Raw genomic sequence first — 13,883 nt, 5'->3', positions numbered from 1 at the left:
GCCTTGCGCCGCCGCCGACAGGCCGGCAGCGACCTCGCGCCGCAGGATGGCCAGCTTTTCCTGCTCCTGCGCACGATCCCGCTGCAGGAGGCGCAATGCCTCGCGCACCACCTCGCTCGACGACGAGTAGCCGCCCGTCGCCACTTCATGCTCGACGAAGTCGACCATCTCCGACGGAAGACTGACATTCATCGTCGCCATGCAAGGCTCCTAAGTCCGATCTGCCGCAGATATAGGAGCTATGGCAAAATTTGTCAATTTGCACCGCCCGATCACCGACGGCAGCGGGGCGGGTTCTTCCCATCCCCACCCCGCTGCAACACGCCGTCGTGAGCCTCAGGCGCCCGCCGCCTCGGTCTTGAGCAGGCTGACGATGGCGTCGGCGATCATCCGCTTGTGACGGGTGCGCGTGTCGGCGGCGGCGAGATTCTGGTGAAAGATGAGGTTGAAGGTGTGGCGGTTCGACACCCGGAAGAAACAGAAGGCACTGATCATCAGATGCAGGTCGATCGGCTGGATGTCGGCCTTGAACACGCCCGCTGCACGGCCGCGCTCCAGAATGCGGGCCAGCGTGTCGATGACCGTGATGTTCAGGTTGGCGATCGCCTTCGACTTCTTCATGTGTTCGGCACGGTGGATATTCTCGATGCTGACCAGCCGGATGAAATCCTCGTGCTGTTCCTGATAGTCGAAGGTGAAGTCGATCAGGGCGCGGATCGCCGCCTCCGGGTCCAGATCCTGAAGGTTCAGGCGGTTTTCGATGGCGCGGATGTCGCCATAGACCTTCTCCAGCACGGCAAGATACAGTTCCTCCTTGCCGCCGAAGTAATAATAGATCATGCGCTTGGTGGTGCGGGTGCGGGCGGCGATGGCGTCGACCCGGCCGCCGCTGAAGCCCAGCGATGCGAACTCCTCCGTCGCCACCTCGAGGATGTCCTGGCGGGTGCCTTCGGGGTCGTTCTTGCGGCTCGGCTTGGCCTTGCGGTTCGTCTCGGTCGCGTCGTCCGCGGTCATGCCCCGTCCCATGCTGATACGGCGCGCCGGCGCCCACACCGGAGGTAATGAACGAACCGGACCAAAAGCTCAATCCCGGAGTGGTGGAGCGGGCGAGCCCGCTCCACCCGGCAGACCGGCTCAGTTCGACGCGCGCTTCTTCTCGATCGTCGCATAGGCCTGGGAGACCAGCGCCTCGCCGATGTCGGCCTTGTACTTGTCGACCACCGGCTTGACCTTCTCGCGGATTTTGGCGAGTTCGTCGGCTGGCAGTTCGTCGATGGTCATCCCCTTCGCCTTCAGCGACGCGAGCGCGTCGGCTTCCTGGTCGCGCGACAGCTTGCGCTGGAAGACGGTGGCCTCGGCGGCGGCGCTCTGGAACAGGGCCTTCTCGTCGGCGTTCAGCGTGTCCCAGAACTTCTTGGAGATGATCAGCGACTGCGGATTGTAGATGTGCCGCGTGATCGTCATGTATTTCTGGACTTCGTTGAACTTGGTCAGCTCGATGGTCTTGGCCGGGTTCTCCTGCCCGTCGACGGTGCCGGTCTCAAGCGCGCTGTACAGTTCGGGGAAGGCCAGCGGCACCGGGTTGGCGCCCAGCGACTTGAAGATGTCGATGTAGATCGGCGTCTGGATGACGCGGATCTTCAGTCCGCCGATGTCGGCGGCGGTCTTCACCGGCCGGCGGTTGTTGGTCAGGTTGCGGAAGCCCAGATCCCAGAAGCCCAACCCGACCAGCCCCTTTTCCGGCAACTTCGCCATCAGCTGCTCGCCCACCGGGCCGTCCAGCAGGGCGTCGGCCTCCGCCCCGCTGTTGAACAGGAAGGGCAGGTCGACCAGCGCGAATTCCTTGGCCTGGGAAACCAGGATGCCGGCATTCATCACCGACATCTCGACGATGCCGCCCTGCAGCGCCGACACGGTCTGCACGTCGCCGCCCAGCGTGCCGCCGGGGAACAGCTTCACCTTGATCTTGCCGCCGCTCTTGGCCTCTACGATGTCGGCGAACTTCTGGGCGCCCTGGCCTTGCGGGTGCTCCTTGACGTTCTGGAAGGCGAACTTGACCGAACGCTCCTTGTACTCCGCGGCGGCGGCGCTGCCGGCGAACAGCAGGCCCGGCAGGATCAGGCCGGCCAGCAGCGATTTCATAGACGTCTTCATGGGTTTCCTCCGGGTTTGTTCTTGAAGAATGAGGGAATCAGTGCGTGAGCCAGGATGCGGGCACCATCACCAGCGACGGGAACAGGGTCAGCAGGAACAGCACGAAAAGCTGGACCAGCAGGAAGGGCCAGACACCTTTGACGAGCGCTTCCATGCGAAGCTTCGACACGCCGCAGACGACGTTCAGCACGGTGCCGACCGGCGGCGTGATCAATCCGATGGCGCAGTTCATGATGAACAGCACGCCGAAATAGACGGGGTCGATGCCGGCCTGCTTGCACACCGGGACCAGGATCGGCGTCAGGATCAGGATCGTCGGGGTCATGTCCATCGCCGTGCCGATCGCCACCACCAGCGCCATCATCGCCAGCAGAAGCAGGGTCGGGTTGTCCATCAGCGGTTCCAGCAGATCGGACACCATGCCCGGCAGATTGGCGACCGTGATCAGCCAGGACGACACCAGCGCGGCGGCGACCAGGAACATCACGATGCTGGTCGTCTTCGCCGCCCCGAGCAGGGCCGGGTAGATGTCGGCGACGCTCATCTCGCGATAGACGCAGACGGCGACGAACAGCGAATAGACGGCGGCGACCACGGCGGCTTCGGTGGGCGTGAACACGCCGAACTTCAGCCCGATTATGATGATCACCGGCAGCATCAGCGCCCACACGCCCTCGCGCATCACCGACAGCACCTCGCGCAGCGGACGGCGCGGCGGCGGAACCAGAGTCTCCTTGCGCGACACGTACCACCAGGCGCCGCAGAGGCCGACGGCCAGCAGGATGCCGGGGAAGATGCCGGCCAGGAACAGCTTGGTGACGGAGACGTTGCCGGCGACGCCGAAGATGACGAAGCCGATGGAGGGCGGAATGATCGGCGCGATGATGGCGCTGGCGGAGACCAGCCCGGCCGAGTGGTTGCGGTCATGCCCGGCCGCCACCATCATCGGCACCAGCAGCGTGGCGAGCGCCGCCGCGTCGGCCACGGCGGAGCCGGACAGGCTCGCCATCACCGTCGCCGCCAGGATCGCGACATAGCCGAGCCCGCCGCGGATATGGCCGACCAGCGCCATGGCGAGATTGACGATGCGCTTGGCCAGCCCGCCGGTGTTCATGATCTCGCCGGCCAGCATGAAGAAGGGCACGGCCATCAGCGGGAAGCTGTCGGCGCCGTTGATCAGGTTCTGCGCCACGATCTGCGCGTCGAACAGGTCGAGATGGATCATCAGCGCCACGCCGCACAGCAGCAGGGCATAGGCGATAGGCATGCCGATGGCCATGGCGCCCAGCAGGGAGCCGAGGAAGATGGTGATGGTCATGGTCCGCGTCCTCAGCGGCTGGGGGCGGTGCGGGGAGGCATCGGCAACACCTCTTCCCGCTTGGTGCCCTGGTGCGTGCGGTGGCCTCCGGTGTGGACGCCATGGGCGGTTGCTTCCGGCAGATCTTCCGATTCCGCCACCATCACGAGGTCGGCGTCCGAGATTTTGCCGGTCAGCAGCAGATACATTTCATGCAGCAGGATTGCGCCTGTCGACAATCCGAACACCACGCCGATGCCGTACAGCAGCCCCATCGACAGGCCGGTGGCCGGCGCCTGGGCGCTCCAGTTGATCAGGGTCTGGGTCCAGCTTCCCTGCAGCACCAGCCAGGTGACCCACAGCATCAGGCCGCAGCTGACGATGGCGCAGGCGATCCTGCCGGGCCGCGGCAGCCGCGCCACCAGGGCATCGACTCCCAGATGCGCCCGCTCGCGCAGGCCCAGGATGGCGCCGAGGAAGCACATCCAGACGAAGAACAGGCGCGACATCTCCTCCGATACGGTGATCCCGCTGTTGAAGGCATAGCGCAGCACCACATTGCCGAACACCAGCACGACCATGCCGGCCATGCACAGCGCCATCAGGATCTTGATGAGGGTGAAATAGGCCTCGACCAGCTGTCTCATGCGGTCCTCCCGGTGCCGGCCTTCCGGGCCGGATTCTTGGTGTCGATTGCGGCCGAGTATCAGGCTGCCGGCGTGCCGGCGTCCATCGACGCGAAATGCGCGCGGACGCGCTCGGCATCCGGCGAGATTCCGGTGAACAGGCGGAAGGCGTCCACCGCCTGGAACACCGCCATGCCGCCGCCGTGCAGGGTCCGGCAGCCGATGGCGCGGGCGGTGCGCAGCAACTCGGTCTCCAGCGGGAAATAGACGATCTCCGCCACCCACAGCCGCGGATGCAGCATGTCGGCCGGCAGCGGCAGGCCGGGGAATTTCGCCATGCCCGTGGGGGTGGCGTGGATCAGCCCGTCCGCCGCCGCCGCCGCCGCGCGCAATTCGTGCTGACCGGCGATCGCCGAGGCCCGCCCGGTGCCGAACCGATCGTTGAGCTGATCGGCCAGCAGCACGGCCCGCGCCGGGTCGGCGTCGACGATGTCCAGCCGGTCCGTCCCGAGATGGAAGGCGGCATGACCGACCGCCGCGCCGGCCCCGCCGGCGCCCAGAAGCACCACCCGGTCCATCGGCACGCTGCCGAGGCCGCGACGGAAGCCCTCGGCGAAACCGGAACAGTCGGTGTTGTGGCCGACCCGCCGGCCATCCTTCAGCACGACGGTGTTGACCGCCCCGATGGCCCGGGCATCGTCCGACAGCTCGTCCAGCAGCGGGATGATCGCCTGCTTGCAGGGATAGGTGACGTTCAGGCCGGTGTAGCCCATGCGTTCGGCCCCCAACAGCAACTCCGGCAGGGCGTCTGGGCCGATGCCGAGACGGTCGAGGTCGATCAGCCGGTAGATGCAGCGCAGGCCGAGCGCGTCGGCTTCCCGCTCATGCATCGCCGGAGTTCGCGAAGCCTGGATGCCGGCGCCGATCAACCCGACGAGGATCGAGTTTTCGGCGATAGGGGCGGGGGCAGGGACGGCGGTCGGCCGGGAGATGGCGTTCATTTCGCGGCGCTCTCAAGCAGCCGGGCCATGCGCTGGAGGGCCAGCGTGTAGCCCTGGGTGCCGAATCCGCAGATCACCCCGGCGGCGACGCGCGACACATAGGAGAAATGGCGGAATTCCTCGCGCCGGTGGATGTTGGAAATGTGGACCTCCAGGATGGGGAAGGCGCAGGCCGACAGCGCGTCCATCAGCGACACCGAGGTGTGGGTCAGGCCGGCCGGGTTGATGACCAGCCCCTCCACCGTCTCGCGTGCCTCGTGAATCCAGTCGATCAGCACATGTTCGGCGTTGGACTGGCGGAAGTCGACGGCAAGGCCGAGCGCCTCGCCGGTGCGGCGGCAGTCGGCTTCGACGTCGGCCAGGGTCTCGAAGCCGTAGATGTGCGGCTCGCGCTTGCCCAGCAGATTGAGGTTGGGTCCGTTCAGGACCAGGATCGGGCGGCTCATGGTGGGGCATCTCCAAACAAACGCACTATTTCGTTCATTTTTAATCGAGATATAGTTCGGGCCGGGCGCCTTCGCGCAGCTGTGCCTGCACCGCCATGCGCACGGCGGCATTCACCGCGCCGAATTGCCGGTAGCCGCCACGCCGCTCCACCACTTCGAAGAAGAAGCGATCGTCGAAGCTGTCGGTGTAGGCGTGCAGGAACTCGCCGCCTCCGTCCCCTTGGCCGTCGCGGTCATACAGCAGTTCATGGTCCTTCAGCGCCGCCAGCATCGCATCGTCCAGCGGGTGCTTGACCGCGAGGTCGTCGTAATAGTTGGCGGGGATCGGCAGGAAGGGCGCGCCGGCGGCGAGACGATTCTTCACCAGCGCGGCGGCGTCCGCGGTGGCAAAGGCGATGTGGTGGACGCCGGCGCCGGAGGTGGCGCTGACGAAGCGGCCGGTGGCGGTCCGCCGGCTTTCCGAAATGTTCAGCGGCAGCCGCACGCCCCGGCCGGGCTCGGCATCGGGGCTGACCAGCGCCCGGCTGCGGATCAGGCCGTAGGGGTCGGGCAATTCCCACAGGCTTTCCGGCACGAAGCCGAAGACCGTGCGATAGAACAGCACGAAGCTGTCCATCCGCCCGAAGGGCAAGGCCTGGGCGACATGATCAATCCCAAGCAGGGGGCCCGGCGGGGGCGGCGGGTTGGAGTTCTGGCCGGGCGACTCCTCCGCGAACAGGTGGAAGTCGTCTTCCCAGATGCTGCGGCGGGCTTCCTTGTCGTCGACCAGATAGATCAGCGTGCCGTCCGGTGCCCGCAATGCCGGGATGCGGCGTTCGCCGTCGCCGACCCGCTCGCGCCACAGCACGCAGCGCAAGGCCTCGGCACGGGCGATGGTGCGGGCGGCATCGTCCACCGTGAAGGCCATGGCGCAGACCGAAGGGCCGTGCATCTGGAAATGCTCCGACGCCGCGGAATCCTCCTCGCTGTTCAGCACCAGATTGACGCCGCCCTGGCGGTAGAGGTCGACATCCTTGGAGCGGTGGCGTCCGGCATGGCGGAAGCCCAGGCTGCCGAGCAGGGCGGACAGTTTGTCCCGCGCCACCGCATCGACGGCGAATTCCAGGAACTCCACGCCGCGGCAGACCGGCGGCGCCGGCAGGCCGGGACCGAAGCCGGCCTCGGCCTCGGCATGGATCAGCGAGCGCAGACCGTCGAGTGCGGTCAGGCGGGCAGGGGCGGCGCGGAACTCGTCGTTGAAGATCTCCAGCGACAGCGGGCCACGATAGCCCGATGCCATGACAGCATCGAGAAAGCGCCCGACCGGCAGTTGGCCCTGGCCCGGGAAATTGCGGAAATGGCGGCTCCAGGACAGCACGTCCATCGACAGCATCGGGGCATCGGCCAGCTGCACGAAGAAGATGCGATCACCCGGCAGATCGGCGATGCCGGACGGGTCGTCGTCCAGGGCCAGCGTGTGGAAGCTGTCGACGATCAGCCCCAGCGCCGGGTGGCTGGCCCGCTCGACGATGTCCCAGGCCTGGCGCCAGCGGTTGACGTGCCGGCCCCAGGCCAGCGCCTCGTAGCCGACGCGCAGGCCGCGGCGTTGCGCCCGCTCCGCCATTTCGGCGAGGTCGGCGGCAGCGCGGGCGGGGTCGTCGATGGCGGCAGGCTGGACGTTGGAGCAGACCAGCACGAGGTCGGTTCCCAACTCCTGCATCACGTCGAACTTGCGTTCGGCCCGGTCGAGGTTGCGGGCGCGGATGGTGTCAGGCATCGCCTCGAAATCGCGGAACGGCTGGAACATGGTGATCTCCAGCCCCAAAGCCTCGGCGATGCGGCGCACATCGGCCGGGGACCCGTCGAAGGTCAGCAGGTCGTTCTCGAAAATCTCGACGCCGTCAAAGCCGATGGTTGCCGCCGCCTCGAGCTTCTCCGGCAGGGTGCCGCTCAGCGAGACGGTGGCGATCGACTTTTTGAAGGTGAAGGCGCTGGACGGCATGGGAGCCCTTTCGGCAGCGGCATGGTTCGTAGGCAGCAACAAACGTACCAGTTCGTACATTTTGGCGCAAGACGCTTTGTGTGCCGATTATTGATTGTCCGAACGACCGGGCGGGGTTCGGGGAAGGTTGGCCTGATACCGGGGCTGTCCGGTCCGCTCATCCGTGTCCGCGTCGCCAGAGGCGCGGAACACGGTTCTGTTGCAAGTTTGGCCCCCCTACCTGGGATTGGTTATGATGGTGTCCGTTTCGGTGATGGGCAGAAGGAAGAACCCATTCAAGGGCCGGCAATTCATATCGGAGGTGATCCTGTGGGCGGTGCGCTGGTATCTGCAGTTCCCGATCAGCTACCGTGATCTGGAACGGACGCTGGCCGACCGCGGCGTGACGGTCGATCACACGACGCTCTACCGCTGGATCCAGACCTATGCCCCGGAGCTGGACCGGCGCATGCGCCCACACCTCCGGATGACAACCAGCTCCTAGCGCGTCGATGAGACCTACGTGAAGGTGAAGGGCCGCTGGATGTACCTGTACCGCGCCGTCGATGCACGTGGGCAGACGGTCGATTTCCTCCTCAGCGCCAAGCGTGATGCCGCGGCGGCCCGGCGTTTCTTCCGAAAGGCCCTGAAACAGGCCCACACCGTGAACCCGCGCACCGTCACGGTGGACAAGAACGCCGCTTATCCGAGCGCGGCCAAGACGATGAAGAGGGCAGGCGAGCTGTGGCGCTTCACCAAGCTGCGGCAATGCAAGTACCTGAACAACATCGTTGAACAGGACCACCGGCGCATCAAGCGGTTGGTCCGGCCCGGGCTCAGGTTCAAGAGCTTCCACAGTGCACGTCGGACGATCGCCGGTTACGAAATCATGGCGATGGTCCGCAAAGGCCAGGTCCCGGCTGTTTCGGCCAACGACATCCCAGCCCAGGCAACTATCTTCGCCGACCTGTTCGGTCTTGCCGCCTGATAATGCGGACGCCGCAGCCTCCCGCGTCCAACATTAAACTTTGCAACAGAACCTCAAATTCCGCCTGACCTCGTCGAAGACCGACCAGGAGGGGCATGGCCGCTGGTGCTGGTTGTAGCCCTACACCATGACCCTACTGCAGCGGTGGCTTCGTCTGCGCGCCCGCCTGCTTGACGAGGCCCTAGAAGCGGGAGAGCAACTGATGCAGCGCTGCAGCCGCGACCGCAATGGCGTGTTCATCCCCACCCAGATCGCCTGGGTCGTGGAGCGCTCCTTCTGGATCAGCCGCTACCGGCGATTGAACACCATCGTCGAGCGGACGAAGGAGCACCTCGTCGCCTTCGTCCAGATCGCCTTCATCTCCATCCTCTCCAGGCGCCTGCAGCGGCTCATACCCCAGGACTTCAGCGCATGATGTCTACGAACATGCTCTGAGCTTGGCTCTATCTGAGGCGCCGCTGCGCCGCGCGGCATTGATCGGGTGTCATACCTCGGCAGCCTTTTGGATGGCCTCCATATCGACACCAGTCTCAGGCTAGGCACGGCGACCGGATGCAATCGTTAGCTTGTAAGCCCGCTTCTTGGCTGGTTCGAACCCGCGTCAGGCGCTCCTCACGGACGCCAGAAAGGTGTCAACCTGACGCTGGAGCATCACCGTCTCCTTGGCCAGCACGCCGGCGGCACCGAGCACCTGGGTCGCAGACGAACCGGTCTCCGTGGCCGCCTGGGTCACGCCCACGATATTGTTCGCCACCTCGTGCGTGCCGGCCGCAGCCTGCTGAACATTGCCGGCGATGTCGCGGGTGGCAGCGCCTTGCTCCTCCACTGCCGCAGCGATGCCGGAGGTGATCTCGTTGATCCTATCAATGATCTCGCCAATGCCGCCGATCGCCTCCACGGCGCCATTGGTGGCTCGTTGAATCTCCTCCACCTTGGCCTGGATTTCGTCTGTGGCTTTGGCCGTCTGGTTCGCCAGTGCCTTGACCTCGCTCGCCACAACTGCAAAGCCCTTGCCGTGCTCGCCAGCCCTGGCGGCTTCGATCGTGGCGTTCAAAGCCAGCAGATTGGTCTGGCCCGCGATCGAATTGATCAGATTAACCACCTCGCCGATTTCCTTGGCCGCTATAGCAAGGCCGTGGATGAGGGTGTTGGTGCGCTTAGCTTCGCTAACAGCCTGTCCAGCGATCTCCGTCGAGGCTTCAACCTGCCGGCCGATCTCCGTCACCGAGGTTGCGAGTTCCTCTGTGGCGGCTGCTACGGTGTTGACGTTGGTGCTGGTTTGCTCCGAGGCAGCCGAGACGGCCATGGCTTGGCGCGATGCCTCCTCTGCCGTGGAGGACATCGACGCGGCGGCGTTTTCCATTTCGGTCGCTGCCGAGGTAAGGCCTTCAACGATACCGCCGACATTGGCTTCAAAGTCGGCAGCCATCTTGAACAGAACGTCCTTGCGTTCGCGTTCGGCTCGGTTCCTCTGCTCGACAGCCTCCCGTTCCATGCGGCGCATTTCAAGCCCATTGTCCTTGAAGACCTGGAGGGCTCGCGCAAGCGTGCCGACCTCATCTTGGCGTTCGGTACCGCGGACTTCCGTGTCCAGGTTGCCGCCTGCGATGGTGTGCATGGAGGCCGTCATGTCTGCCAGAGGACGCACGACGAGGCGCAGGATGATAAAGCCGAGCAGGGAAAGCGAAAGCGCAAGCCCCAGGCCGGAAATAACATACAGCATGGTTGTCGATGAGGCGGCGAGCGCAGCCCCTTGCGTTCGGGACTGCTCCAGCGCGACATCGTTGTAGTTTGTGAGATCCTGGATGAGCAGAGCGAGTTCGGTGCGCACCTTCCTTCCCTCGGTGCCCGAAAAGCGCTGAGCCTCAGCCGTCTCGTTGCGCAGGGCGATGTCCATCACTTGGCGGGCGATCCGCTCGTATTCGGCGATCAACCGGGCCGTCGCCTCGATTTTGGGCCGGCGCTCCGGCAGCGCGAGCGGCAGCATACGCTGGACAGCCTTTTTGGCGCGTTCGATGCGCTCATCGAAGATGCGAACGTTCTCGTGCTTGCCGGACAACTCAGTTTCGATGATGACGTTCTTCTCGGCAATGGCCGAGCCATTCACCGCGGCCTCTACCTGGAAGGCCAGCGAGTTGCGCTGCGCGGTTCGCCCGATGGCAGTTTCGAGGTTATCCGCCAGATGTCCAAGCGAGGACTGCGACTGCCAGACAATCGCACCGATGACCGCCAGGAGGACGGCGATGGGAAAGGTGAGCTTGGTGACCAGCTTCAGGTTCGAGAACCAGTGCAACATCAGGCATCTCCAGAAATCGGCCAGGGCGACGTGGGGCCATTCGACGGGACATTGGACCGTCCATTCATTCAAATGTGATAGGCGCCCGCACATGAACCGCTTTGATATCGATCAATTGATCAACGATACGTTGCTGTGACCTTTTTCCAAGAGTCAGTGATGGCTGCGGAGATGGATGCCGATCGGGGCGCGGGTAAAGACACGGCTCCTCAGCAGCAGGTCGCGGGCATTGTCATCGCGCGCCTGCAGCCCGCTGGATGTCTCCTCCCCAATCCGGTCGAGGATCGCGTTGACGATGCCGAAGTCGGTGGCGTGATCAGCGCATCCGGATGACGTCAGCGGTGAATTCCTGCACGTTGTGCAAGCCACCAATTGGCTCATAACATCGCATCCACAAATCGAGGGCGATCGCCGCCTTGGCAAAGCAGCCATCGATCCGGATTAATGGAGTGTCGATGTCAAGTTGCCCAGCACCATTGCCATCAATCTGCGCTCGACCCGGATCAGGTACTCACGTGCCGCCAAGTCCTGGCACTCTCTGCTGTGGCGGCGGACGGTATGCACCGCACAAACGGCGGCAATGGCGGTGGACGGCCTGAGCATGAGCTATCTCCATCGAAAGCGCTAAGGTGTCTATGTGGTAAGGCATATATCCGCTAGTCTTTTTTCTGGGATCCATGACGATGTCACAACCATGAGTGCATATGCTTTTATGCACGGCGCTTATTATTACTGGAATGAAACAAAGAGCGCTGCTCTTTGAGATATGACAACGCCGATTCTAATACTACTTTGTCAGTTCTACTCTCGCCTGTGCCAGGACGGTGTTGCCAACTTTGCTGGTGGTTGATGAAATGAGCGTCTGAACAACCGGTTTTTGGTTCCGCTCAGGGGGTCAGGACAAGACCGGTCGTCTCGCGCCAGGAGGTGAAGGCGCGAGCGCGGGCGGCGCGGTACTCGGAAGCGGAGATGAGATGGCGGCGCAGTTGGAAGTGATTGTGTGGATCGCGCTGTGGGTGGAGAGAAACCGTTGGGCGTGCCGGGCGGATTTGAACCGCTTCATGTGCCGCTCGCGCCGTCGCGTTGGTTGGTGCGAGACTTCACAGGCGTTGTTCAGGTACTGGCTTTGCCGGTGTTCGCCACCGAGCTTCAAGTCCTTCTTCGCCGCCGCGTAGGATTTCAGCTTGTCGGTTACAAGGACACGCGGGGCGTAGCGCAGCCCTTTCAGCAGCTTGCGGAAGAACCGCTTGGCCGCCTTCGTGTTGCGCCGGCTCTGGACCAAGACGTCCAGCACCACGCCGTTTTGGTCGACTGCGCGCCAAAGATAATGCTGCTTGCCGCGGATGCGGATGAATACCTCGTCCAACAACCATTTGTCGCTCGGCTGGGGTGTCGGCGGCGCTTGAGCGTGGTGGCGAACTCCCGGCCGGAGCACAGACCCCACTCCCGGATGGTTTCGTAGCTGACCTCGACACCGCGCGCGGCCAGGATCAACTCGACCTCACGCAGGCTCAAGCTGAAGCAATGGTACAGCCACACCGCTTCATTGATGATCGCGGCCGGAAAACGAAAGCCTCGGTACGGATCGGGCGTCGTGCTCATGCCCGGCACCCTGCCATGCCAATCCGGCGGTCGGCAACCTGACAGCACCCTCTGGTGACCGAACAACCGCGTGGGCGCCGGCTCCGCCTCTGAGGCGAAGCCGATCACCGCGCTAAGTGGGACGGACAGCGACCGAGTGCAGTCGCCACCGGTGTGTCGCTCCTTGACGTAAGAACGTCAGTTATTACATACTGGTCCGATACTGCGGGAAGGCATCCATGCACACCACTAAACTCACCAGGATCGGCAACTCCACCGGTCTTACCCTGCCACGCGACGTGCTGACCGCTGCCGGGCTTGACCGCGGCGACGAGGTGGCGGTCGAGGTGCGTGACGGGCGGATCGAGATCGCCAAGGCCGACGACACCTACAACCATGCCATGGACGTCGGCCGTCGCTTCGCCGCGCGCTACCGCCGGACCATGGCTATCCTGTCCAAGTAGGCGCACGTGGACGAGCCGACGATTAGGGGGCGCCGTTACGTCAATCCCCCGCTGCAGGCCGTGCTTGATCTGCATGCCGAACTCCTGTCCGAGCACGGTGGTGCCGCTGGCATCCGTGATCTGGGGGCGCTGGAGGCATCCCTGGCCCGCCCCTATCAGCTGATCGCCTATGGCGATGAACGACTGAGCGTCTTCGATCTGGGGGCTGCCATCTGCGTCAGCATCTGTCGCAACCACCCCTTCGTCGACGGTAACAAGCGCGCCGCCTTCGTGGCCCTGGGTCTCGTCCTGGGCCTGAACGGGTTCGAGCTGGACGCGACAGAGCGCGAGGCTGCCGACAGGATCTTAGCGCTCGCTGCCGGCACCTTGACCGAGGAGGCGTTCCGCGACTGGGTAGCGGATCACGCCTACGAGATGCCCGACGCGGCCTTATAGACCGGCGTCCAGAATAGGAGACGCTCATGGAGCGGACCGCGATCATTCACGACATTCGTGAGGGCCGTATCATCGTGTCGTCGCTGGATCGTCTTGGCGTGTCCGCATTGGTTCCGTCAGGTGTCGCGCCAAGTCTGAACTGACCATGCCGAAAGTCGCCGGGCGGACGTCATGAGTTACGCGATGGTGAGCATATCGCGCAACACAGCGAACCGCTGGACATGGATCGCCCGTCGCTGCGCCGCTGGGACGGGCTGGTTGCGCCGGGTTGCCGGGCGCAGGAAGTTGCGCACCTCGTCGTAGGCCCGGCAGAACCGGTGTGCACTGGAAGGTTTTGAAGCCGCGCATCGATCGGGTGCGGCATTTGATCCCGCGGTGATCCTGCTCCAAATGGTTGTTTTTGTACTTCGACGTGCGGTGTTCGACATCACCCCCAAAGACCTCGGCGAGGGCCGGCGGGTAGCCGGCGTGCTTGTCGGTGGTGATCGTCTCGGGGCAGCGTGTTGCACGGATGAGCCAAGTATCGTAGGCAGCGGCCCCGTCTTCGTCTGGGTTGCAGGCTATGCCGCATAAGGCCAACGCCGCTCGCCGTCGCCACATTCCCCGATCGAAACGGCGCGTTCTCAACTGGGCCG

Annotated in this window: 13 protein-coding genes and 3 pseudogenes; 4 read left to right on the top strand and 12 right to left on the bottom strand. The window is 64.3% G+C overall.

The window, feature by feature from the left end; all coding sequences use genetic code 11:
• The 8 genes from VD964_RS24575 to VD964_RS24540 form a co-directional block, all read right to left on the bottom strand.
• Positions 1-201: type II toxin-antitoxin system ParD family antitoxin (locus tag VD964_RS24575; protein WP_324871117.1), on the bottom strand; the 201-nt coding region annotated here is incomplete at its 3' end.
• A 135-nt stretch (positions 202-336) separates the two neighbouring features.
• Entirely contained in the window at positions 337-1,014 is a 678-nt protein-coding gene (locus VD964_RS24570; protein ID WP_324871116.1) for a TetR/AcrR family transcriptional regulator, read from the bottom strand.
• Between the two features lie 120 nt (positions 1,015-1,134).
• On the bottom strand, positions 1,135-2,154 hold the full coding sequence (locus VD964_RS24565; RefSeq protein WP_324871115.1) for a TRAP transporter substrate-binding protein: 1,020 nt from the start codon (positions 2,152-2,154) through the stop codon (positions 1,135-1,137).
• Positions 2,155-2,191: 37 nt separating this feature from the next.
• A complete protein-coding gene (locus VD964_RS24560) occupies positions 2,192-3,472 on the bottom strand; it encodes a TRAP transporter large permease subunit (protein ID WP_324871114.1) in 1,281 nt (426 codons plus the stop codon).
• 11 nt (positions 3,473-3,483) lie between these two features.
• Positions 3,484-4,098 carry a TRAP transporter small permease gene (locus VD964_RS24555; protein ID WP_324871113.1) on the bottom strand — a complete coding sequence of 205 codons (615 nt, stop codon included), beginning with the start codon at positions 4,096-4,098 and terminating at the stop codon, positions 3,484-3,486.
• A gap of 59 nt (positions 4,099-4,157) precedes the next feature.
• Complete coding sequence (locus tag VD964_RS24550; protein ID WP_324871112.1) at positions 4,158-5,078, bottom strand: shikimate dehydrogenase; 921 nt, start codon at positions 5,076-5,078, stop codon at positions 4,158-4,160.
• Positions 5,075-5,524 carry a type II 3-dehydroquinate dehydratase gene (gene aroQ, locus VD964_RS24545; RefSeq protein ID WP_324871111.1) on the bottom strand — a complete coding sequence of 150 codons (450 nt, stop codon included), beginning with the start codon at positions 5,522-5,524 and terminating at the stop codon, positions 5,075-5,077. Before aroQ ends, VD964_RS24550 begins: the two co-directional genes overlap by 4 nt.
• Positions 5,525-5,564: 40 nt before the next feature.
• Positions 5,565-7,505, bottom strand: coding sequence for a bifunctional sugar phosphate isomerase/epimerase/4-hydroxyphenylpyruvate dioxygenase family protein (locus VD964_RS24540; protein WP_324871110.1), 1,941 nt, complete (start codon positions 7,503-7,505; stop codon positions 5,565-5,567).
• A gap of 253 nt (positions 7,506-7,758) precedes the next feature.
• On the opposite strand from VD964_RS24540, the pseudogene VD964_RS24535 reads away from it, so the two are divergent.
• Both VD964_RS24535 and VD964_RS24530 read left to right on the top strand, forming a co-directional pair.
• Positions 7,759-8,472: pseudogene (locus tag VD964_RS24535) on the top strand (IS6 family transposase).
• Positions 8,473-8,674: 202 nt separating this feature from the next.
• Entirely contained in the window at positions 8,675-8,887 is a 213-nt protein-coding gene (locus VD964_RS24530) for a hypothetical protein (RefSeq protein ID WP_324871109.1), read from the top strand.
• A gap of 186 nt (positions 8,888-9,073) precedes the next feature.
• On the opposite strand, the gene VD964_RS24525 is transcribed toward VD964_RS24530, so the two are convergent.
• The 3 genes and pseudogenes from VD964_RS24525 to VD964_RS24515 form a co-directional block, all read right to left on the bottom strand.
• Positions 9,074-10,768 (bottom strand): methyl-accepting chemotaxis protein, encoded by a 1,695-nt coding sequence (locus VD964_RS24525; protein WP_324871108.1) that lies wholly within the window; start codon positions 10,766-10,768, stop codon positions 9,074-9,076.
• Positions 10,769-10,921: 153 nt separating this feature from the next.
• Positions 10,922-11,149 carry a hypothetical protein gene (locus VD964_RS24520; RefSeq protein WP_324871107.1) on the bottom strand — a complete coding sequence of 76 codons (228 nt, stop codon included), beginning with the start codon at positions 11,147-11,149 and terminating at the stop codon, positions 10,922-10,924.
• 506 nt (positions 11,150-11,655) lie between these two features.
• Positions 11,656-12,370 (bottom strand): annotated as a pseudogene (locus VD964_RS24515) (IS6 family transposase).
• 218 nt (positions 12,371-12,588) lie between these two features.
• Here VD964_RS24515 and VD964_RS24510 point away from each other — a divergent pair.
• Complete coding sequence (locus VD964_RS24510) at positions 12,589-12,813, top strand: AbrB/MazE/SpoVT family DNA-binding domain-containing protein (protein WP_324871106.1); 225 nt, start codon at positions 12,589-12,591, stop codon at positions 12,811-12,813.
• Between the two features lie 6 nt (positions 12,814-12,819).
• On the top strand, positions 12,820-13,248 hold the full coding sequence (locus VD964_RS24505) for a type II toxin-antitoxin system death-on-curing family toxin (RefSeq protein WP_324871105.1): 429 nt from the start codon (positions 12,820-12,822) through the stop codon (positions 13,246-13,248).
• A 336-nt stretch (positions 13,249-13,584) separates the two neighbouring features.
• Here VD964_RS24505 and VD964_RS24500 read toward each other — a convergent pair.
• Positions 13,585-13,848 (bottom strand): annotated as a pseudogene (locus VD964_RS24500) (DDE-type integrase/transposase/recombinase); the annotation flags it as partial.
• Between the last annotated feature and the right edge of the window lie 35 nt (positions 13,849-13,883).

The organism is Azospirillum sp. (genome assembly GCF_035628975.1).
GTDB lineage: Bacteria > Pseudomonadota > Alphaproteobacteria > Azospirillales > Azospirillaceae > Azospirillum.
Note: the sequence above shows the minus strand (reverse complement) of the source record. Positions and strands in the feature narration are given on the sequence as shown.